The 21,773-nt window shown below is 54.6% G+C and carries 22 protein-coding genes; 14 read left to right on the top strand and 8 right to left on the bottom strand.

Annotation, left to right across the window (positions count from 1 at the left end):
* Window positions 1-75 precede the first annotated feature (75 nt).
* The gene (locus KXU80_RS21015) at window positions 76-984 is read left to right on the top strand and encodes an AraC family transcriptional regulator (protein ID WP_219835094.1); all 909 of its coding nucleotides are present in this window, start codon (window positions 76-78) and stop codon (window positions 982-984) included.
* A gap of 124 nt (window positions 985-1,108) precedes the next feature.
* On the opposite strand, the gene KXU80_RS21020 is transcribed toward KXU80_RS21015, so the two are convergent.
* A complete protein-coding gene (locus KXU80_RS21020) occupies window positions 1,109-1,324 on the bottom strand; it encodes a hypothetical protein (RefSeq protein ID WP_219835095.1) in 216 nt (71 codons plus the stop codon).
* Window positions 1,325-1,490: 166 nt separating this feature from the next.
* Here KXU80_RS21020 and pdaA point away from each other — a divergent pair, with 166 nt between their 5' ends.
* Both pdaA and KXU80_RS21030 read left to right on the top strand, forming a co-directional pair.
* Entirely contained in the window at window positions 1,491-2,285 is a 795-nt protein-coding gene (gene pdaA, locus KXU80_RS21025) for a delta-lactam-biosynthetic de-N-acetylase (RefSeq protein ID WP_219835096.1), read from the top strand.
* A 423-nt stretch (window positions 2,286-2,708) separates the two neighbouring features.
* Complete coding sequence (locus KXU80_RS21030; protein ID WP_219835097.1) at window positions 2,709-5,615, top strand: response regulator; 2,907 nt, start codon at window positions 2,709-2,711, stop codon at window positions 5,613-5,615.
* Window positions 5,616-5,636: 21 nt separating this feature from the next.
* Here the strand turns inward: KXU80_RS21030 and KXU80_RS21035 are convergent, their stop codons facing one another.
* Window positions 5,637-6,185 carry a MerR family transcriptional regulator gene (locus tag KXU80_RS21035; RefSeq protein WP_219835098.1) on the bottom strand — a complete coding sequence of 183 codons (549 nt, stop codon included), beginning with the start codon at window positions 6,183-6,185 and terminating at the stop codon, window positions 5,637-5,639.
* Window positions 6,186-6,385: 200 nt separating this feature from the next.
* Complete coding sequence (locus tag KXU80_RS21040; protein WP_219835099.1) at window positions 6,386-7,333, bottom strand: prohibitin family protein; 948 nt, start codon at window positions 7,331-7,333, stop codon at window positions 6,386-6,388.
* Window positions 7,334-7,461: 128 nt separating this feature from the next.
* On the opposite strand from KXU80_RS21040, the gene KXU80_RS21045 reads away from it, so the two are divergent.
* Window positions 7,462-7,698 carry a DUF6953 family protein gene (locus KXU80_RS21045; protein ID WP_219835100.1) on the top strand — a complete coding sequence of 79 codons (237 nt, stop codon included), beginning with the start codon at window positions 7,462-7,464 and terminating at the stop codon, window positions 7,696-7,698.
* Between the two features lie 6 nt (window positions 7,699-7,704).
* Here KXU80_RS21045 and KXU80_RS21050 read toward each other — a convergent pair whose 3' ends face one another.
* Window positions 7,705-8,013 (bottom strand): hypothetical protein, encoded by a 309-nt coding sequence (locus tag KXU80_RS21050; RefSeq protein WP_219835101.1) that lies wholly within the window; start codon window positions 8,011-8,013, stop codon window positions 7,705-7,707.
* 124 nt (window positions 8,014-8,137) lie between these two features.
* Here KXU80_RS21050 and KXU80_RS21055 point away from each other — a divergent pair, with 124 nt between their 5' ends.
* The 3 genes from KXU80_RS21055 (at window position 8,138) to KXU80_RS21065 (ending at window position 9,712) form a co-directional block, all read left to right on the top strand.
* Window positions 8,138-8,845, top strand: coding sequence for a pirin family protein (locus tag KXU80_RS21055; protein ID WP_219835102.1), 708 nt, complete (start codon window positions 8,138-8,140; stop codon window positions 8,843-8,845).
* Window positions 8,846-8,916: 71 nt separating this feature from the next.
* Window positions 8,917-9,078: a hypothetical protein gene (locus tag KXU80_RS21060; RefSeq protein WP_219835103.1), complete on the top strand. Its 162-nt coding sequence runs from the start codon at window positions 8,917-8,919 to the stop codon at window positions 9,076-9,078.
* 118 nt (window positions 9,079-9,196) lie between these two features.
* Window positions 9,197-9,712 carry a hypothetical protein gene (locus KXU80_RS21065; protein ID WP_219835104.1) on the top strand — a complete coding sequence of 172 codons (516 nt, stop codon included), beginning with the start codon at window positions 9,197-9,199 and terminating at the stop codon, window positions 9,710-9,712.
* A 77-nt stretch (window positions 9,713-9,789) separates the two neighbouring features.
* Here the strand turns inward: KXU80_RS21065 and KXU80_RS21070 are convergent, their stop codons facing one another.
* Window positions 9,790-10,425, bottom strand: a complete 636-nt coding sequence (locus KXU80_RS21070) for a fumarylacetoacetate hydrolase family protein (RefSeq protein ID WP_219835105.1) — start codon at window positions 10,423-10,425, stop codon at window positions 9,790-9,792.
* Window positions 10,426-10,678: 253 nt separating this feature from the next.
* On the opposite strand from KXU80_RS21070, the gene KXU80_RS21075 reads away from it, so the two are divergent.
* The 6 genes from KXU80_RS21075 to KXU80_RS21100 all read left to right on the top strand — a co-directional run bounded on the left by KXU80_RS21075 (window position 10,679) and on the right by KXU80_RS21100 (window position 17,462).
* The gene (locus KXU80_RS21075; RefSeq protein WP_219835106.1) at window positions 10,679-12,034 is read left to right on the top strand and encodes an extracellular solute-binding protein; all 1,356 of its coding nucleotides are present in this window, start codon (window positions 10,679-10,681) and stop codon (window positions 12,032-12,034) included.
* A 134-nt stretch (window positions 12,035-12,168) separates the two neighbouring features.
* Window positions 12,169-13,059: a carbohydrate ABC transporter permease gene (locus KXU80_RS21080; protein WP_219835107.1), complete on the top strand. Its 891-nt coding sequence runs from the start codon at window positions 12,169-12,171 to the stop codon at window positions 13,057-13,059.
* A 16-nt stretch (window positions 13,060-13,075) separates the two neighbouring features.
* Window positions 13,076-13,900, top strand: coding sequence for a carbohydrate ABC transporter permease (locus KXU80_RS21085; protein WP_219835108.1), 825 nt, complete (start codon window positions 13,076-13,078; stop codon window positions 13,898-13,900).
* 39 nt (window positions 13,901-13,939) lie between these two features.
* Window positions 13,940-15,769, top strand: a complete 1,830-nt coding sequence (locus KXU80_RS21090) for a sensor histidine kinase (protein WP_219835109.1) — start codon at window positions 13,940-13,942, stop codon at window positions 15,767-15,769.
* Window positions 15,747-16,922, top strand: coding sequence for a response regulator (locus tag KXU80_RS21095; RefSeq protein WP_219839141.1), 1,176 nt, complete (start codon window positions 15,747-15,749; stop codon window positions 16,920-16,922). Before KXU80_RS21090 ends, KXU80_RS21095 begins: the two co-directional genes overlap by 23 nt.
* A 57-nt stretch (window positions 16,923-16,979) precedes the next feature.
* Entirely contained in the window at window positions 16,980-17,462 is a 483-nt protein-coding gene (locus tag KXU80_RS21100; RefSeq protein WP_219835110.1) for a GNAT family N-acetyltransferase, read from the top strand.
* Window positions 17,463-17,551: 89 nt separating this feature from the next.
* On the opposite strand, the gene KXU80_RS21105 is transcribed toward KXU80_RS21100, so the two are convergent.
* The 3 genes from KXU80_RS21105 to KXU80_RS21115 are packed head-to-tail and all read right to left on the bottom strand — an operon-like array spanning window position 17,552 to window position 20,910.
* Complete coding sequence (locus tag KXU80_RS21105; RefSeq protein ID WP_219835111.1) at window positions 17,552-18,859, bottom strand: 6-phospho-beta-glucosidase; 1,308 nt, start codon at window positions 18,857-18,859, stop codon at window positions 17,552-17,554.
* 37 nt (window positions 18,860-18,896) lie between these two features.
* On the bottom strand, window positions 18,897-19,874 hold the full coding sequence (locus tag KXU80_RS21110) for an N-acetylglucosamine kinase (RefSeq protein ID WP_219835112.1): 978 nt from the start codon (window positions 19,872-19,874) through the stop codon (window positions 18,897-18,899).
* A 13-nt stretch (window positions 19,875-19,887) separates the two neighbouring features.
* Window positions 19,888-20,910, bottom strand: coding sequence for a LacI family DNA-binding transcriptional regulator (locus KXU80_RS21115; RefSeq protein WP_219835113.1), 1,023 nt, complete (start codon window positions 20,908-20,910; stop codon window positions 19,888-19,890).
* A gap of 444 nt (window positions 20,911-21,354) precedes the next feature.
* Between KXU80_RS21115 and KXU80_RS21120 the strand changes: the two genes are divergently transcribed.
* Window positions 21,355-21,621 (top strand): zinc ribbon domain-containing protein, encoded by a 267-nt coding sequence (locus KXU80_RS21120; protein ID WP_258171087.1) that lies wholly within the window; start codon window positions 21,355-21,357, stop codon window positions 21,619-21,621.
* Window positions 21,622-21,773 lie beyond the last annotated feature (152 nt).

The raw sequence follows: 21,773 nt of genomic DNA on the forward strand, positions 1-21,773 counted from the left end.
CAAGAAACGTCAAGCTTCCGTAAGGCATGCTGCGTTACAATAAGTGCAGTACAAGAGAAAGGGCCGAACCTACCGATGAATGAGGATATTTTGAGACGGATTCAAGCGACCATCGATTACGTGGAGGCGTATCTGGACGAAGATCTGTCCTTGCCGCGGCTCGCGAAGACGGCGGGCTTCTCGGAGTTCCATTTTCACCGCGTATTCGAAGTTGTGGCGGGAGACACGATCATGGATTACGTGCGCAGGCGGCGACTGGCGCGGTCCGCTTATCAGATCGCTCATACGGATGAACGGCTCCTGGACATTGCGCTGGCTAACGGCTTTCAAAGTCACGAAACGTTCACGCGGGCATTCAAACGGATGTTCGAGATGACGCCCGCGGCGTATCGCAAGCGCGGCATCCGAACGCCGGACTATGCCAAGCTGGACGTGCTGCAGCGCAAGTACAATCCTTATTTGGGAGGCATTCAAATGGAGTATCGCATCGTTACGAAACCTGCTTTCAAGGTAATTGGCTACGATCTTCAGACGTCGATGAACGAAGGGCAGAACCACGTGCAAATTCCGGCATTCTGGCAGGAGTATTTGCGAAACGGCTGGTCGCAGCGTATCCCGAACCGGGTACACAAGGACAGTCCGGTGGAGCTTGGCATCTGCCATACCTTCAATATGGAGGCAGGAACGTTCATCTATACGATCGGCATGGAAGCGGAGCATTTTGAAGATGTGCCGGAAGGCTTGTCATGCCGAGCGTTCGGCGAAGCCGAATATGCGGTGTTTACGACGCCTAAAGTGCCGGAGGATCAGTTCTCGTCATCGATTCAAAGCACCTGGCAGGCTATTTTCAGCGAGTGGTTCCCGCATTCCGGCTACGAGCATGCAGGGAAATCGGAGTTCGAGCTGTACGACAGCCGCAGTGGTCCGGGCAACGAGCTGTGGGAGATGGATATCTACGTGCCGGTCAATCGCAAAGCCGAATAAGTGGGAAGGCAAAAAGGATGCAGCCGTTAAATTACGGCTGCATCCTTTTTGCCTGAGGTCGTTTGCGCGAAGGCCGGCGAGCCTCGATGTACGGGCCGGCGCGGCAAATGAAGCCCGACTCGTCCTAACGCCTGCGAATTTCGAAAAACTCACAGGCGGTCCGATCATGATAAGCGACATCGCTGACGCTGGACTGGCAGACGACGATGGCGTCGTCGAAGCGGATAATCATGCCGCCGGAGTCAATAATATGATCGTCTTTGTAGACGCGGAGCTTGAACTGACGCTCCATCGCCTCCGTAAAATCCTCATTCGTCACTAATCGGCGATATAACGCCATCGTTGTGCTCACTCCCATTTGAACAGATTCCATTCTTGTAGTTTAACACACCCGAGCTGCTAATTTCCCGCCGCTGCGATTGGTTCGTTTCACATAATTTACCGATGCCTGCGGCATAATAAGGGAGTGAAACATGAAACGTTCAAGCAGGAAAGTGGTGAAAACAATGATCAAACGTCAAGAATGGATCATCCTCCTTGCAGCGCTCGGAATCGTATCCTGCCTGATGCTGCTGAAGCCCGCAGGTGCAGCACCGGCCGGCGGACCTTACCATTTTGGATTTAAGAAGAGCGTCGGCGGAGCGCTGCCATCCATTAAAGAAGAAGGCTTCCAGACGATATTGCAGCAGCACGGAGCGATTTTCCTGGGGGATACGAAGCAGCGGGAGCTGTATCTGACCTTCGACAACGGCTATGAGAACGGCTATACGCCGGGCATCCTGGACGTGCTCAAGGCGAAGGGCGTACCGGCGATTTTCTTCGTGACCGGCCATTACGTAAAGGACAAGCCGGAGCTCGTCAAACGCATGGCGGCGGAGGGTCATCTCATCGGCAACCACTCATGGAGCCATCCCGATATGAGCGTGATTTCCAATGGGCAGATCGGTATGGAGCTCGCGAAAGTGAAGACAGCCGTCGCCGATCTAACCGGGCAGAAGGACATGCCGTTCCTTCGGCCGCCGAGAGGCATCTTCAGCGATCGGGTGCTTGCGGTGAGCAAGGAGCAGGGGTACACGAGCGTGTTCTGGTCAATCGCTTACCGGGACTGGGAGCCGAGCGCGCAGCGGGGCTGGAAATACGCCTACGACAACGTCATGGCGCAGCTGCATCCGGGGGCTGTGATTCTGCTGCATTCCGTGTCGAAGGACAATGCCGATGCGCTTGGCCGAATCATCGACGCGGCAAGGGAGCAGGGGTACACGTTCAGGGCACTGAATGAACTGGAGAGCAAGACGTATTAGTGCAAGTGCATGCAACCGGCATAACGGCTGGGAATAGGTCCAACATGAAAAAGGCGATGGTGCTCTGCTAATTCGGAGACTGCGCCTTTTTCTTTTTCTCATTTAACTTGAGAAACGGTTGTAAGGCAGCTTGTATTGCAAAAATTGGCTCCAAATTGACAGGTTCTGCAACGGAAATGTAATCCGCCTGACATGTGATTTTCATCTTCCCTTAATATTCGGCGCCTATACTAAGACCAACCCCCCTTTTAATATAGTTTTTCTTAAGACCCGCAGCCCGTTGCTGCGGGTCTCTTTTTGCTTGCTATCGCTGACGAGACCGATTCTACAGCAGCTTGAAGACCTTTCTTCCACAGGCAGGAAAAAACTCGAATCCTGTCGAAATCCTCCAGTAACAGATAACTAGGGGACAGGTGAGCTGCAATGTGGAAAGATTTTATCGTAAACGCAGCATTAATGACCGTCGTTACGTTATTATCCAGCAGGCTGCTTCTGAACAACAGTCGGAAGCATACGTGGAAATATAAGCTTCAGCTTGGATTGCTGCAGGGCTTGTTCGGGGCTGTTCTCGTCTATTACGGGGTTCAGGTGGGAGACGGCGCGCGCATTGATTTGCGGTTCGTTACCGTGCTCACCGCTGCCTATTTCGGGGGGCTCTCCTCTGCAAGCCTGGCTGGAGTTCTTATCCTATTGTTCAGGCTGTCCTTCTACCCCGTTACGGTTGGATCGTGGGGGGCGGTCATTCTTATGGTTGTCTTATTAGCCGCTAATGCACTTATTCACCATAAGGAACGGAACTATTGGCGAAAATGGATCTATCCAATTCTGGCACTAGATCTCGGCATGCTCGTGCTAAGTCCCGCGATGATTCATCTCCCCACAACCGCATTGGTCAATTTCTGTCTATTTAATTTGATCGGTGTAATTACAATCGCTAAGCTGCTCGACTACCGCATTCGGGCCCATGCGCTCGAGAGCGCGAACCGCGCCGCACGCGATGAGATGCACCGACTGCTTCATCTTCAGTCTGGCCTGACGGCGAAAATCATCCGTGACCCGGAGGGCGCCTACCGTTTCGCCCTCGTAGAAGGGCAGCTCCTGTATAGGTATGGCTGGAGCTATGACGAAATGATCAACAATCGGCTGAATGATTTGAAAGGTCTCGCGCCGAGCCAAATTGAATCCATAGCGGGCTATTTCGACATAGCCTTCCAGGGGAAGGAGACGACCTTCGAACTCGCGTACAGCAATCTTCGGATGTTCAACAGCCTGCAGCCTGTTTTCGAAAACGGCATTGTCACGGAAATCATTCTCTCCAGCACGGATATAACGGATTGGAAGCAGGCGGAGGAACGTCTGAGGGAGAGCGAGGAACGCTACCGTTCGATCGTCGAACATTCATCGGATATCTTTATTGGCTTCGATCCGGAAGGCCGCATCATGTCGGCGAATACGCAGTTTACGTCTATGCTGGGGCCGGATATAACGGAAATCGACGATAAGAAGCTGACGGACTTGGTCACGGTCAGCGACGAGGCGGAGTGGGAGAGGCATTTTCAAGAGACGGCGGTAATGCGGGTGCTGCAGCGCTGCGAGCTGGACATTTGGTTCGGCGGCGAAGAGCCGCGCAGCTATTCGGTAACGATGGTGCCGATGACTTTCAAGGGAAAATCCTGCATAGAAGTATCGTTCCACGATTTAACGGACTGGAAGCTGAAGCTGGACGCAGATGGCGCGAACCAAGCGAAGAGCCAGTTCCTGGCGCAGATGAGCCACGAGATTCGGACCCCGATTAATATCATTCTGGGGCTTAACTATTTGCTGCAGAATACGCCGCTGAATGAAGTGCAGCGAGACTATGTCGGCAAGTCGATTCTCTCGACGCGCAGCCTGCTCGGCATTATCGACGATATCCTCGATTTCTCCAAGATCGAAGCGGGGAAAGTAGTGCTGGAACAGGTTGATTTTAATCTTTATGAGGTCATCCATGATATCTCCGATATGGTGGCGGTCAAAGCATTCGAGAAGGAGCTGAAGCTGCATATCGTCATCGACCATCGCGTGCCTCAAGTGCTGAAGGGCGACCCGCTGCGGCTGAAGCAAATCTTGCTCAACCTGATAAACAATGCACTGAAATTCACCCATGAAGGGGAAATCACCATTTCGGTAGAGATGGTATCGAGAAACGCCGACGAGGTTCAACTGCATTTCTCGGTGCGGGATACGGGTATCGGCATCAGCCCCGAACAGCATAAGAAGCTGTTCCGGACGTTCACGCAGGCTGATATGTCCACGACCAGGCAGTACGGCGGTACGGGCCTGGGCCTTGCCATCAGCCGGAAATTTGCCGAGCTCATGGGCGGCACATTAGAGGTGGAGAGTGCGGAGGGCGAAGGGAGCCGGTTTTTCTTCAACGCCTTTTTCCAAACAAGCTCAAGTTCTTCGCTCCTGCCGTTTGCCGGCAGGGACATACATATGAAGTTTTTGCGCGTACTGTTGATTTGCGACGATCTCGGCATGCAACAGGTGATGCGTAATCAGCTGGAGCAGTTCAAGTTCATCGTGACGCTGGCAGCCTCCGAACAAGAGGCCATCTACAATATTACACTCCACAGCCGGTATGACTTGGTGATGCTGGACTGGCAGCTGCAGGGCGGCAATACGGCGAAGCTGGCCGAACGGATGAAGCAGGAAATGGCCGAGAAAACCGGTCCGCTCGTGCTTATCAGCGCTTACCACGATGTTGAACTCTATCGCAGCGTGCCTACGAACGCGGTCGAGAAGGTACTCTTCTATCCGATGAGCCAGTCCCAGCTGTTCGATGAGGTCATATCGCTTCTTCAGCCGCACATTGCGGCCAAGCAAAGCCTGGATGAGAAGAAGGAGCAAGCCGATCGTTTCGCGCTGCTTCAAGGTGCTTCCGTCCTCCTCGTGGAAGACAACAGTATCAACCAGCTGGTTGCCGTGGAGATTCTGAAAGGCAAGGGCATGCTGATCGACGTTGCGGATAACGGCGAGGAAGCAGTGCGCATGGCCGGGCTGAAGCGGTACGATGTAATCCTGATGGATTTGCAGATGCCGATCATGGACGGTTATGAAGCGACAAGAAGGATTAGGCAGCTGGATCATGTGAAGGGTACACCGATTGTGGCGATGACGGCGGATGCGATGAAAGGCGTGGAGGATGCGGTGCTGGAAGCCGGGATGGACTACTATTTGACCAAACCGTTCGATCCAATTCTGATCTACAGCGTCCTGCAGCGTACGCTTCAAGCGTCGAAGGAGCTTAAGACGGAAGGCATCCTGCCTGCGGATGCCAATCCGCCTTAAGCTGAGGCGACCCGGAGCCGATTAGAACCAGATGAACATGGAGCGGAAAAGCCCGCGTTTACGCGATGGTTGGCTGACGGGCGGTTTGGCTTCAGGGGTGCTGCGCGTGTATTCACTGGATGGTGCCGGCTGCCGCACGATTTCGATCGCGGCGGACAGCTGGTCGATCATGCGGCGCAGCTCTTCCAACTCTTCGCGGTGCTGCAGGATTTGAGCGCTGACAACTTCATCGGCCTTCTGATCCAGCCGGCGCTCCATGTGGAGAATCCGCGTAAGCATATCATCCTCTGCGGGCCGAAGCAGCTCCGCACTGGCCGCCGTCTCGAGGAAAGCGTCCTGCAGCCGCGGCTTCTCGGCCGGCTCGCTGGGCAGCTTGATCTGCTCCATCGTCTCTCCTTGTTCGATGGCGGTCTTAATGAAAGCGAGCAGCTTCATATCCCGCTCGTTAAAAATATAATGACCAAAGCGGTCTTTGCGAAAAATATCAGGGTAGTGCGAGGCCCAGCGTTTAACTGTCGTCTGACTGACGTTCAGCGATGCAGCGGCGTCCTTGCTCTTCACAAGTTCCATTCTTAATCACTCGCTTCCGGTGGTTTTGCTTAGCCTATTCGCGGTGAAGCGGTCACCTCCCTGCAAGGCTGACAAAGGTAGTGGCTATTCGCTAAACAAAGTGGTTTTACGCGAATACTTGCAAGAAAAAGAGGCACCGAGCAAGCTGTTAGCTTGATCGGTGCCTCTTTCTTGAAATTCGATTCCCGCACGGGGACAGCTTATGGCTGCGCTGCTGCTGTCTCGCCGGCCGAGTTTGCGTCCGCGCCGGCATCTGCGCCCGCGACGCCTTCCGAACTGCCGCCTGCACGTGCAGCGGTGCTTGCGCCGGTGCCCGCGGTGAACGCGTTCACGTCAATGAACGGCGTTGCGCCGCCCGTTACAGTAGGCAGCTTGCCGTCCCATTTATCCACGGCTTTCTCCTGCACTTCGATTTGCTTCAGCTGCACGAGCTCCGGCGTCACCTCCAGCTTCTTCAGCTTGAGCGATTCGGCTTCCGCCTGCGCCTGTGCAACCTTTTGCTTCGCCTCGATCTGGACGCGCTTGAGATCGTTCTCGGCCTTGAGCGCCTGCTGCTGGGCAACCTGCTTTGCTTCGATCGATTGGTTGAATGCATCGGAGAACTTGAAATTGACGATATTAATGTCGTTTACGATGAGGTTATATCTGGCAAGCCGAGCCGTCAGATGCTCCCGCACCTCGCCGGCGACGACATCGCGCTTCGCAATCAAATCCTCCGCGGGGTAGCGTGCAGTCACTTCCTTGACGATTTCTTGAATGGCCGGGTTCACAATGACATTGCCGAAGGAGCCGCCGATGTTGTTCATCAGCTTATAGGCGGAGTCCTTGTCGACGGAATAGTTGACGGCGACATGCGTCGAGACCGGCTGCAAATCCTTGGAGGACGCGGAGGTGTCCGTCTCGGCCTTGGTCACCTGCACGTTAACTTGAATGATGGACTGCACGAAAGGGATTTTCAGATGAATGCCCGGTGACAGTGTGCTATCATTCAATTTACCGAACGTTTTGTACAGTCCGACGTTGCCGTACTGGACGGTTGCGAAGGCGTTGAAGGCGACCAGCAGTCCCGCGATCAGCAGAACGGCGGTCCAAATCAGCGGTCTTAGGTTGAAACTTGGTTTTCTCGTATGCGGCTCTACAACTTGCATGCATTTTCCCTCCTCATGTGGACAAACGCGGCACACCAGCTGGCGTGCTTATGTAGTAGATGATACGACGGCATGGGGAGAAAGTAACAACAAATGCTGGAAATTTTTTTGAGAGGGGGCAATGCGGGATGTCCGATACAGCGGAAGAAGCGGCACAGTGGATGCTGCGGGAATTGCAGTCGGCCGGTATTTTGCGGCAGGAGCAGGCGGTGGACTATATTCGGGAGCATTTTGGCGAGGCGCTGATTTATGTGAACGAGAATGGCCATGCGTCCATCGATAAGGAAGTGAAGAAACGGTTTAAGAAGCTGCACGGCGGGCGCGCAGCCTGGGAACGGGAAGGCTTCTTCTGGGGCTGGGTGTAGAACGGATTAGACGTCGTAGTCGATCCGGCCATCGGCCCAAATAATGACCTGCTTGGCGGCTTCGTCGTACTCGACGTGTCCGTGCGTCGTGAAAAACCACGTCTTGCGGTTCTCCGAGCCTTCGGGAACGAAGAAAATGTTCAGGTCGTCGTGATGACGGATAATATCCTCGGCCTGCGTCTGATCAGGCACATCGATGATGAGCTTCCAACCTTCACGGCTGCCTGCCGGTTCTACCGTGAAATTCGTCTCGTGTTTCTTGGAATCCAGAAACAGCCGGCCGCCGACAGTGTGGCGAATATACAAGTGATCCATGAATACCCCTCCTTGACAATGTTACTATACCACACCTATGATGCTTACATAAAGTAAGTTAATAAGCATAGCTGAAAATTAGGTTTGCGATCTCAACTATTTCTCTCTAAGGAGCGTGTTAAGCATGATTGACGTTTATCCGGCTGCTTCCCGATTTTCAGGTGATTTGGGCTGGCTTCAATTTAATTTTAGTTTCTCATTTGCGGATTATTACGATCCAGGCAATGTGAATTTTGGTCCGCTCCGCGTGTTCAACGAAGATTTCATCCAGCCGACCCGCGGCTTCGGCACGCATCCGCACCGGGACATGGAGATCGTGACGGTCGTCATGCACGGTGAAGTGAAACACGAAGACAATACGGGGGCTTCCGAGATTATGCGCCCTGGCGAAGTGCAGCGCATGAGTGCGGGAACAGGCATTCTGCACTCCGAGGTGAATTCGTCCGAGACGGAAGTAACGAATTTGCTCCAAATGTGGTTTTTGCCGGAAGCGAAGGGTCTTAAGCCGTCATACGAGCAGAAGAAGTATGACCAGCAAGGGATGAAGAACGCGCTGCTCCCGATCGTATCCAAATCCATTCCGGGCGAATCCATCGTCTCGATTCACCAGGATATGACGATCTACCTCTCCGAACCGGACGACGGGGTATCGGTAACCTTCGAAGGCGATGCATCCCGCAAAATCTTCGTCTTCGTCATGCGCGGAGAGGTGACGCTGAACGGCGAGTATACGCTCGCGAAGAGCGATTCGGCGCGCATTACGGATTTGTCCAAGCTGGACATTCAGGGCAAGAAGGATGCGCAGTTTATGCTGATTGATCTGCCTGCATAAGAGCCGGCTTTCCCGTCAACACTGAAACATAGCATGGCCTCTTTAGGCCAACTATGTGAGGAGGGACGCGAATGGATTATAAACCGGCCCAATTGGACGGCGCGGCGCTGGCTCAGCTGCAGCAGTTCGAGAGCGAGCTGCGCAAGCAGACCTCGGAGGAAATCATAGTCATCGCCTATCAGGCGTCGGGGGATGCCTCGCAGTCGGGAATCAACGCGGCACATCGGGAATAGAAATCAAGGCGGGGCGCGAACTGTAACAAGTTCGTGCCTTTTTGCGTGCTATGGGGGCAGGATTCGGCGTTACAGTCGCCGAAGGGTAGTAGGCGACAGCTCGTAAAGGGGAGAGAAAATGATACGTTTGAATAGAGGCTTCGCCTTGCTGGCTTGCATGCTCGGCGTCATGCTGCTCCTGGCAGGCTGCGGAGGCAGAAGCGAGACGCCGCTCACCTACTTCGACGGGGTGCAGTCGACGGATTTGAGCGCCGAGCAGGACGGTGGCAGTGAGGTCCGGCTGGGCATGAGCGAGCAGGAGCTGGTGAAGAGCCAAGGAAAGCCGCTGCGGACGCTAAACGACGGCGGGCGGAGCTTTATCTTCATGTACGAGGCGTATCAATATACGTCCATGGACGACGAGGTGCTGGGCTATTCGCTTGGGCCGGCGTCGAAGACGGCTAAGGGCGTAAAGCTCGGCGATGCCAAGGCAGATGTGGTGAAGATGTACGGAGAGCGCTTCTACACGCGGAGCAAAGGGAAGTCGGACACGATCGGCTATATCGATAAAACGAGGCGCAGCGCGCTGGAGTTCGAGCTGAAGAATGGCAAGGTGACAGCGATCAACCTGAATTCGCTTAAAATGTACGAGTAAAGAGCAAGAGCATAAGGGCAGCCCGGACGTCAATTCTCATTGACGGCGAGGCTGCCCTTATTTGTGTTCTTCCGCGCTCAGGCCATGTCCACGTACATCGGACCGAACGTTTCTTCTCTGCCGTCGACCGTCAGCTTCATCTCCAGCGTGTCGCCATCCGCAATCTGGCCTACGCCCGCAGGCGTGCCGGTGAAGAGGATATCGCCTGCACCAAGCCCCATGCGCGGGCCGATGAAGTCGATCAATTGCTGAATGGAGAAGATCATATCCAGCGGCGAGCCGGTCTGCACGACTGTATCATTCTTAATGAGATTAAAGGTTAACCCGGCTAATGCAGCCTCGCCAGGGTACGGCTGAAACGGGGCCAGAACGGCGGAGCCGAGAAAGCCTTTGGCTAGCAGCCACGGATGGCGTCTTTCCTTGAGCCCCGTCTGCACGTCGCGCGCGGTGAGATCAAGGCCGAGCGTGATGCCGTCGACGATGTCGGAGACGGTCATGCCAGGCTTGTAGCCGGCGCCGATGCGCACAACGAGCTCGGCTTCATAATCCACGCTGCCGATCGTTCCCGGCACCGTGATTTTGCCGGTTGCCGGCTGCAGCGCATGCGTCGGCTTGGCGAAGATCATCGGCTCCTTCGGCACGTCGTTGCCAAGCTCCTTCGCATGAAGGGCATAATTGCGGCCAACGCAATAAATATTGCGGATGTTTTCCATATACAGCTTCCTCTCTATTCATAGCGGTCATCTTCTTTGCTTTCATGATAGCATGAATGGCAGCCATGAAGCGAAACCCCACATTTCTTGCCTCCTCCTAACAAGGGTAATCCGCCCAGATCCGGTGATATTTTAAGGCAGCCAGCGTGAATAGCATCTTAAAAAAGCAAACCTCATTCCTTGATTTCGCGCATTGTTGGAAAGGGCTTGGTACATGATAATTAGCGTATATTAACCCAAGGGGGATTAACAGATGGTTAAAAAATCGACTAAAACAGCGGCATTCGCATTGACAGCCGCAGTACTTCTTGTAGGCGCTACCGCTTGCGGAAGCAAAACGGACAGCAACAACTCGGCAAATTCAAATACAAACGCAGGTACGAACGGCGGCGGGAATGCAAGCAGCGGCGAGAAAGTGAAAATCACCTTCCAAAACATCTATCCGGATCCGGCGACGCCATCCTATAAAATGCTTCACGAGATTGTAGACCAATATCAGAAGGACCACTCGAACGTAACGATCGAGCTTGACTCCCTCAATACGGACCAACAGAAGCTGAAGCTCAAAACGCAAGCCGCTTCCAAAGAAATACCGGACATTACAATCGTGAATCCGGCGGCACAAATGAAGCCTTTCGTAGACGCAAAGCTGTTTGCGCCACTGAACGACATGCTCGACCAGAACGGCTTGAAAGATACGTTCCAAAAAGGCCTTCTCGACTATTACAGCTTCGATAATAACGTATACGCGCTGCCTGACGGCAACAACATCGAAGTCGTTTACTACAATAAAGACCTGTTCACGCAAGCCGGCATCACGGCAACGCCTACGACGTACGAAGAGCTCGTGGACGACGTGAAGAAGCTGAAAGCGAAAGGCATCACGCCAATTGCGATCGGCGAGAAAGATTCTTGGACAGGCTCGTTCTTGTTCATGAACATCCTGCTTCGCACGAACGGCGGCCCTGGCTTCCTGCAGGACGTGCTGGACGGCAAAAAAACCTTCAAAGACGCGGCGTTTACAGATGCGGTTTCCAAATTCCAAGATCTGATTCAAGCGAAAGCGTTTGAAGAAGGCGCAACGTCGATCGATTACAACACAGGCGGCAACATCTTCAAAACAGGCAAAGCAGCTATGATGATCATGGGTACGTGGGAAACTGGCGCCATCGACGCTTCTTCCGTAGGCAGCAAAGTCGGCGTTTTCAAATTCCCGACAGTCGGCGGCAAAGGCGATCCTGACCAATTCATGCTTGCACCAGGCAGCGCGTTCGCGGTATCCGCTAACAGCAAGCACCTGAAAGAAACGAAGGACTTCCTGAACTACTTCATGACGGAAATGCCGAAGAAACAATTCGAGCTGAAAAACGCAGTCGGCAGCGGCCAAATCATCACGGGCGACTTCAAAGCGGCAGGCTACTCGCAGCTGGCTCAAGACGTGCTGGGTCTGTTCCAAAACGTTAAAGGCGGCGACCTGGCATTCGACAACACGATGAAACCGGCGATCGCGCAAGCTCACCTTTCCAGCATCCAAAACATGTTCGTTCAAAAGGTAGATCCTGCAGCGGTAGCAGCAGAGCACCAATCGGCATTCGATTCGAATAAATAAGGCATGAACGAACAAGTCGATGGTGGGTGGAGGCGCTCAGGCTGCTCCACCCTAAATCGGCTTTATTAAATAAAAACAGCGGTTCTCTATTAAGAAGCCGATGTTTCATTCTTTACAATCAGGAGGCTACCCCAGTGAATGTTTTAAAAGTCCCGGCCCGTACAATCGCCTTATTCGTCCTGCCGTGTCTGATTATCTATGTCGGTCTTGTATTTGTGCCGATCGTCGTTTCTGTTTACGACAGCCTGCTGGATTGGGACGGCATCAATACGGCGAAATTCATCGGGTTAGACAACTTTAAAACGATGTTCGCCCATGATGCGAATTTCTGGCCCTCTGTTAGGCGTACCCTGATGTATTCCGTATTTTCGATGGCTGAAATTCCGGTTTGTCTGTTTGTCGCAGCACTGATGAATCGCTACGTTAAGAAAGCAAACACACTCGTTTCAATTTATTTCGTACCTGTTATCTTGTCCGTCGTCATCATCGGCCAATTGTGGAAAACCATCTATAATCCAGCGGAGACAGGCGGCATGCTGAACAGCATTCTGATCGCAGTCGGGCTTGACAGCTGGACGCACTCTTGGCTCACGGAGCCCAAAATCGCCATTTACGCGCTTTATTTCGTTTCGCTTTGGCAATACTTCGGTTACCATTTGCTCATTCAATTCACGGGCGTGCAGAACATTCCGCAGGAAGTCTACGAAGCGGCTAAAATCGACGGCGCCGAAGGCTTCAAATCCGACTGGTACATTACGTACCCGATGGCTGTTCCGATCTTCAAAATTTCTATCGTACTCGCGTTCATCGGCTCTTTGCAGGCATTCGATCTGGTCTGGGTTATGACCGGCGGCGGTCCTGCGCACGCGACGGATACGATCGCATCGCACATGTACAACATGTCCTTCCTGTCGTTCAAATACGGCTACGGAAGCGCGCTTGCAACCTTCCTGGTGTTCGTGTGTCTGGTGTTTACGGTCGTTATCAATTTCGTGTTCAAAAAAGTCGAAGCGAAGTACAGCTAGAAGGGAGAACGGAATCATGAAGGCAATCTCAAAATGGCTCGTGTATCTACTTCTCGGGATCCTCGTCATTACGCAAATTTACCCATTGTTTTGGCTGATTATGTACTCGCTCAAGACGAACGAGCAGATCCTTGGATCCAGCTTCTTCTCGCTGCCGACGTGGCCGCAATGGGGTAACTATAGAGACGCTTACAAGAGCGGTCATTATCTGCAATACCTCGGAAACAGCGTGCTTGTCACGCTCGTGACGCTGCTATGCGTCATCGTGCTCGCATCCATGGCCGCTTATGCGATCTCGCGTTTCAAATGGAAGCTGGCACCCATCGTTTCGCTCATTTTCCTGCTCGGTATGATGATTCCGCTGCAGGCAACGCTGCTGCCGCTGCTGCTCATTTTCAAAAATCTGCATCTTCTCGATACGCGTTGGGCCCTCATTCTACCGTATATCGCGTTCTCGACGCCGATTGCCGTCTTCATTATGAGCGGCTTCATGAAGGGCATTCCAGCCGAGATCGAAGAATCGGCGTTCATTGACGGTGCAAGCGTCTATCGGATCTTCCGCAGCATCATCCTGCCAATCTCAGTGCCGCCGATCATGACGGTCGTCATTCTGACGTTCATCACGATTTGGAACGAATATATCATGGCCGCGACCTTTATCTCGTCCGAGAAGTTGAAAACTCTCCCGTTTGGCATATATACTTTTGTGAGCCAGTACAACGTCAACTATGGCGCAATCGGCGCATTCCTCGTGCTTGGAGCGCTTCCGGTGCTGATTATCTATTTCACGCTCTCCGAGAAAATTACGAAGGGCATGGTAGCCGGCGCGGTCAAAGGGTAATGAGGAAGAGTGCTGCTGGAGGGAAGGGCGGTATCGCTAGTGGCACGTGGATTTCATTCCATTCAATATCGGCTGTTCATGCTGTTTCTGGTCAGCATGTCGGCTATTGTGCTGACGGTCAGCATTCTGTACTATAACCGGACGACGGTACAATTTCATGAGAAGATCAGCAGCCTCTCGAAGCAGAACGTATCGCAGACGGCAGGGCTGTTCGATCTTCTTCTGAAAGGGTACGACAGTCTGTCGAAGTCCGTCATCGGCAATAATGATTTGGCTCGTATTTTGAGCAATCCTTCAGTCGACAGCCCTGCTGTCGATTATTTTAATGATAAGGCCATTACGAATATCTTGGCCGCGGTCTTCCTGTCGAAGGAAGATATTATCGGCATTCATGTTTTGACCGACCAAGGGAAAGTGTATAACTACGGCAATTACGGCAATGTAATCGATCCTCATTTCGCCGAGAGCAGCTGGTACAGCGAAATCAAGCAGTCGACGGGCGACATGGTCTGGCTCGGCGTTTATAAGCATTCGATCATTGATCAGGTGGAGAGCGACGCGGTCTTCGCGTTCGGGCGCCCCATCTTCGATTTGAACAATCATAGGCCTGTCGGCATTGCGCTGTTCGAGACGAGTCCGCAGGCGATCACTGCCGCGATGGACAACCTGAAGCTCGGCGCGCACAGCCAGGTGTACCTGATGTCGAGCAGCGGCAGCGTAATCTCGACGACCGCTCAGGCGTGGGATGAGCCGTGGCTTGCAAAACTACCGCGTCCAGCGGATGGCATGCCGGTCGTAGCGGAGAGCGACGGCCAGCTGGTCGTGGCGTCCATGCTGCCTTATGCCGACTGGACGGTGCTCAGCGTAACGCCGGATCAGGATTTGAACGTGGAGCTGGTGGAGACGAAGCGGTTTCTAATCATCGTCGGCGCGATTCTCGTCATGGTATCGACGCTGCTGGCGACGATTTTTTCCCGGACCATTTCATCGCCGCTCAAGCGGTTGATTTCGGAGATGAAGCAGGTCGAGATCGGAAACTTCCGCGGTTCGCTGAACGTGACCTCGTATCAGGAAATCAATATTTTGGTGGCCTCCTTTAATCAGATGGTTAATCGAATTGCGGAGCTTATCGAGCGAGTGAAGATATCGTCCGTCAGCGAGAAGAACGCGGAGCTGCATGCGCTGCAGTCCCAGGTCAATCCGCATTTTCTGTACAATACGCTGGACATGATTTATTGGATGCTGGACGAGAAGGGACATGACCGTCTCGGCAAGGTGGTGCTGTCGCTGTCCCGGTTATTCCGCTACAGCAGCCATTGGGATGAGGGCGCGGCCGTCAGCCTCCGTGAGGAGATCGAGCAGACGAAGCATTATTTGACGATTATCGTGACGCGGCTTGAGGGCAGGCTTACCGTCGATGTGGATGCAGCCGATCCGTGGCTGAACATTCCGCTGCCTAAAATGACGCTGCAGCCTATCATCGAGAATGCCGTCAAGCACGGCCTGGAGCCGCTTGTCGACCGTCCGGGCATGCTGCGCGTGTATACGAAGGAAGCGGAGCGCCATCTGCGTATCATGATCGAGGACAACGGCGTCGGGATGAGTGCGGACACGCGCGACCGATTAAACGCGATGCTGAGCCGGCCGGACGGGCCGGTTCGCAGGGAATACGAGGATGAGGGCAGACGAGGCGGCGGCATCGGACTCGTCAATTTGCAGCGGCGCATTCGCCACATGTACGGCGAAGCTTACGGGCTGGAGCTAAGAAGCGAGCCGAATGTCGGGACGACGGCGATCATAACGGTCCCGCGGCCGATCACGAAGGAGGGAGGAGCTGTCCATGGAAGTGAGCATTCTTATCACGGATGACGAGAACGTTATCCGCGAAGGCGTGAAACGAACGATCAAGCGGGCTTTCCCAGAACATACGGTGCACCTAGCCGCCTCGGCGGAGGAAGCGGTCAAAATCATGGACAGTCATCCTGTCGACATCGTTCTGACCGATATTCTGATGCCGGGCATTGACGGCCTGGAGTTCATGAAGATGTCACGCCGCAAATACCCCCACGTGAAATGGGTCGTTATTTCGGCGCATTCCGAATTTTCTTTCGCCCAGAAGGCGGTGCGGCTCGGAGCGAAGGACTATCTGCTGAAGCCGATCGGCAAGGAGCGGCTCGTCGAGCTGATAGACCAGTTGGTCAACGAAGCTAAGGTCGAGACGAAGCTCTCTCGTGAAGGGGAGATGCTGAAGACGAATTTAAAGTATCTCCGCGAGGCGGTGTTTCAGCGACTGGCCACAGGTCTCGATACGGGCAATATCGACATCGAGCCGATTGCCTTGCATTTCCCGCGGTTCAAGCTCATCATGGTGCATATCGAGGAAGCGGTCAAACAGGTGCACCTGGAGCATTTTATTATCGAGAACGTGCTCTCCGAGCTGGTCGAGCGCCACGGGCAGGGGTTCGTGGTCAATTTCGACCGGCAAAGCCTGCTAGGCGTCGTTCAGTCCGAAGGCGCGGAGGCAGAAATGAAGCTGCTTTCGGAGCTCAAGACCCATTTGGGCCACTACTTGAAGGTGCCGTTCCATATTACGTATTCCGGCGAAATCGATGATTTTCAGCGCATCGCCGCGGAAGTGAAGTGGCTGCGGCATGCGGCTGGGGCGACGAGCCCGGATGGGCTGGAAGGCAGCGGCGATAAAGCGATCGAGGTCGCGCTGCAGTATTTGAAGGCGCACTACAACGAGGAGCTGTCGCTGGAGAAAGTTGCTTCCGTCGTGTTCCTGAACCCGATTTATTTCAGCCAGCTGTTTAAACAAAAGACGGGCCAGGGCTATAAGGACTACGTCATCAGCCTGCGCATCGAGCAGGCCAAGGAGCTGCTGCAGCAGCAGAGCCTGAAGCTTGCGGAGATCGCGGAACGTATCGGTTACGGCGACGTCAGGCATTTCACGCAGGTGTTCCGCAAGAAGATGAACGTCACGCCAACGGAGTACAGGCAGCAGTTTCTGGCGGAGCGCTAGGGCTGCTGCAGCGTTATAACGTAAGCACGGCACGGCTATCGGAAAGGACGTCTGTTTATGAATGTTCATGCGGAGAAGATGCGGACGGAGGATGCGGAGTCGATCGTGAAATGGAGATACGAGCAGCCGTATCATTTCTACGATCATGAATCGACGCCTGAAGCCGTCCAGGAACTTCTGGCGGGCAACTATTATACGGTATTCGATAATCACGATGGGCTGCTCGGTTTCTATTGCGTGGGCAGCTCGGCCCAAGTTCCGAGCGAAAGTTACGACTATGTGGATTCGTATCTCGATATCGGACTCGGAATGAGACCTGATCGGACAGGAATGGGGAAAGGGAACGAATTCCTTTCCTTCGTGCTCAGATCGATTAAGGAGCAATATGCCAATAAGCCTTTGCGATTAACGGTTGCAGCGTTTAATCAGCGAGCTATACGGCTGTATCGACATTTTCAATTCATTGAGACCGCCCAATTTACGAAGGGTTCAACCGAATTTGTCGTTATGTACAGAGCATCCCAGGGAAACGACGAGTGACGATCGTTCCATAATCGCTCCCAAGCATATAAGAAGGCCGCCGGACAAGTCTCCGGCGGCTTTCTTGCCTATCATGCATGCGGCAGCGCTTATCCCTGCGGGAAGAACTGCGGCAAATACGCTTTGTTCGCCTCCAGCATCTCGTTCAGCAGCGGAATGGCAGTGTTCACGTTCGGCACAAGCGGATGGTGGACCATCGCCTGCAGCGCGAGATCCCGGTCTCCGGTGACCGCTGCGCGAATGGCCAGCTGCTCGTAGGTTTTGACCGCATGGATCAGACCCTTCACATGCGCGGGAACTCGCGTGAGCGGCAGCGGAAGCGGACCGTTCCGCGTCACGACGCAGTTGACCTCAATGGCCGCTTCCACCGGCAGGAAGTCGATTACGCCGCGGTTCGCGACATTGAGCGTCTGAATGTCGTTCGTGCCGTTATGAAGTGACTTCATCAGGTTGACCGCCGCTTCGGAATAGAAGGCGCCGCCGCGCTGCTCCAGCTGCTTCGGCTTCTCGTTCAGCTCCGGATCGCTGTAGAGCCGGAACAGCTCATCCTCGACGCGTTTGACGACAGCTGCGCGGTGGCCATCGCGCAGAAGCGCTTCCTGCTGCTCCGCCAGCATCTCGTCGGTCATGTAGAAGTATTTCAGATAATAGGACGGCAGCCCGCCGAGCGAGCGGAGGAAATCAGGATTCCAGCCGTTTTGCGGCACGTTTTTGCCGGTAAACCCCGCAGGATTATTCAGCAGCTCCGGAAGCTTGTCTTCGCCGTTCACGTCAACCCGCGTGACCCAGTGCAGATGATTAAGACCGACGAATTCCGTATAAATTTGGGCGGGCGGCGTATTGTACGTCTGCGACAGCCATTTGGTCAAGCCGATGGGAGCATTGCACAATCCGACGCTGCGAACGTTGGTATAGGTATGAATGGCCTCCGTCACCATACCGGCAGGGTTGGTGAAATTGAGCAGCCATGCGTTCGGAGCAAGCTCCTCCATATCGCGGCAAATATCAAGCAGCACCGGGATCGTCCGCAGCGCCTTCATCATGCCTCCGGGGCCGGTCGTTTCCTGCCCGATGACCCCGTATTTGAGCGGGATGGACTCATCGCGGCCGCGGGCTTCCAGCATCCCGACACGCATCTGCGTACTGATGAAATCGGCATCCCGAATCGCCTCCCTGCGGTCTGTCGTCAGGTGCACGTCAATGGGCAGGCCGGACTGCTCGACCATCCGTTTGGCCAAATTCCCCACGATGCTCAGCTTATGAAGCCCTGCCTCGATATCGACAAGCCACAGCTCTTTAATCGGCAGCTCCTGATGGAAACGGATAAATCCTTCCACCAGCTCCGGGGTGTACGAGGAACCGCCCCCGATGACGGCAACTTTCAATCCTTTACTCATGCTGGCCACATCCTGTTCTATCGATTTTGGTCAAGGCTTAGATAGCTGCAAAATCACCAAGCGCCCGCATCCGCTCGCACACCTCAGGCGCAATCGTTCCCCCGTCTGCTTCCATCGCGGACCATACAGCGCCGAAGACAGGATCCACCTTAAGCAGGGCGACGGAAGCGCCAGGCGCCGCGGCATGCACAAGCTCCTCCAGCGGGCCGCGAATCCAGCCGCCGGTGTCGCCGCGGGTCAGCAAGCTTCCTGCCAGGACGACGTCGAAGACGTCCTGCGACATGCCAAGCCGTCTCGCGACGGCTGCGGCTGCTTGGCCCAGCTCTGTTCCTTGGCGTCGCAGAATGGCAAGCGAAGCTGCGTCCCCTATCGCCGCGGCCTCGAACAGCAGCTTAGCGGCGTCGACGGGCACGGTCTTGTTATGGTCGAGGTAATCGTTGAACATCGCCTCGACGCTGGCATACCCAAGCAGGCGGAGAAGCGGGTCCGTGAGGAGCGTAGGCTCGTCGCGTCCGTCCCAGGCGCGGACGACGGAGCGGAATACCTCAATATTGAGCGCGCCGCCGCCGCCGAAATCGCCGTACATATAATTGAAGCCGCCGATCTGCAGATGCTCGCCGAAGCGATTGCGGCCCGCGCAGTTCGTCCCGGTGCCGCAGATGACGGAAATGCCGTAAGGACGATCTGTGCCCGCGCGAAGTCCGATCATCGTGTCGCAGTCGATGGAATGGCGGGGAAGGCCGATCGCCGCGACCAAAGGCCGCAGGATGCGGTAATCCGTTTCGCGGTCGGCGCCCGCCAGCCCGAAGTACGCGTGCTGCACGTCGTCATGCTTCACGCCCGCGGACTTCAGCGCTTCGTTCACGGCGCCGGCCAGATGCCGCTTGGCTTCCGCGGCGTCGATCTGGTGATTGCCGTTGCCGCTCTGGCCTTTGCCAAGCACAAAGCCGTGCTCGTCGGTCAGCAGCGCATGCGTCTTGCTGCCGCCGCCGTCAATGCCAAGATAATAGGGCATGTGCTCCAGCTCCTTAATTTCTATGGGTATGCGGCCGGGATGAAGAACGAGGTCCGGCGGTGGTCTGGCGTTCAATAAGCGAGGGCTCCACCCGGACGCCGGAGGCGCGCTTCAAGGTGCCGTCCAGTCGTTTCAGCAGCATGTCGGCTGCTGCGGCGGCAATGGTATCCGCCGGCTGCCGGATCGTGGTAAGGAAAGGGCGGAGCTGCGAGGCGATCCGCTGGTCGTCGTAGCCGATCACGGCCACGTCGCCGGGGACCGCTGCGCCGGCCTCCGTTAAAGCGTTAATGACGCCGGCGGCAATGTAATCGTCCCCTGCAAATACCGCAGTGGGAAGCTGGTTGGCTTCTGCCCAGCGCTTCGCGGTCTGGTAGCCGAATTCCGTATCGTAATCGCCGGGCGCGAGCTCGAAAGGCTCAAGGCCTGCCTCACGGAGCGCGAGCAGGAACCCGTCGCGGCGTTCCCGTGTGCTTCGGAAGCATTCGCTGCCGCTGAGATGCGCGATCGAGGTATGTCCGAGCTCGATGAGATGCTTCGATGCCATATAACCGCCTTTGCTGTTATCAACGTTGACGGCATTGGCATCATGCTCCGGTTGTTGATTGTCGATGAGCACGTAGGGGATATTTCGCCGCTTGATCTCCATGACGAAGCGGTCCTCCGCGAGAGGTGAGAGCAGGATAATGCCGTCCACCCGGTCCTCTTGAATGAGATAGTGCTCTTCGCCCTGCTCCGTCTCCGTGGATACCGATAGCGCGAGGAAGTAGCCGTGCGACGATAGGATGCGATTAAGCTCGTTAATGATGGCGTCAAAGAACGAATCCTGCAGCGTGGTCAGAATGAGGCCGATAATGCCCGTCTTGCCCTTCGCAAGGCTGCGGGCCGCTGCGCTTGGCCGATAGTCCAGCTCTTTCATCGCGGCGAGCACCTTCTGCCGGTTGCTCTCGCGCACCGATTCCGCGCCGTTCAGCACGCGGGATACCGTGACGACGGACAGTCCTGATTTCTTGGCAACGTCGAAAATACTGATTTTCATGCGAGGGCAGCCTGCTTTCCGATAATGGTAATGGCGTGATCATACTTATAGCGCTTTAACTTTTGAAGAAAAGCATTCCGGATTAATCAAAAGTATGGATGCCTTGCGGACCGTTCGTCTTGGCATAGCGATATTACAATACAGCGGTCAGGCATATGATTGTATAGGTGATAGATAGTGAAACATATCTCCACGCTGAAGCTAGGCGACGGATCGAAGCTATCCGATCTAATGGCCTTTGGCAGGGTCATCATCTGATGTGAAAACGACAAACAAAAAGGATTCATATTCAACTAAAATTAAACCGCTTTAACTTTTGAACTTAAATCTATCTTAACCGGACGCGGATTGATGCGCAACTGTATAAGCGCCGCGTTTACGATATACAGGCCTTCCGCTCATGCTCTATAATGAACGTAAACGATTACGAGAGGGGACAGTGGAATGATCGCGAACGCGTATAAGAACTGCCAAAGCTGCGGCATGCCGATTGCGAAAGGCGATAAGAACGGTACGGAAGCGAACGGCTCGAAAAGCATGAAATACTGCAGCCACTGTTACGTGAACGGCAGCTTCACGCTGCCTGAGCTGACGGCGGAAGGGATGAAGGAACGGGTCAAAGAGAAGCTCGTAAGCATGGGTTTTCCGAAATTCACGACAGGCTTGTTCACGCGAGGCATCCCCAAGCTGGAACGCTGGAAGAACCGCTAGTCACGACAAAACGCCGCCATCGCCACATCGCAGTGGCGATGGCGGCGTTTTTGCGTCCTTGTTTTGCTTGGCGTGTTCCCATAACCTTACATCGCATGGTCGCCCACGAGCGGCTGCTCCGGTGAACCTGCAGCGGGCTTAACAGGACGTGT

Source organism: Paenibacillus sp. R14(2021), from assembly GCF_019431355.1.
Lineage (GTDB): Bacteria > Bacillota > Bacilli > Paenibacillales > Paenibacillaceae > Paenibacillus_Z.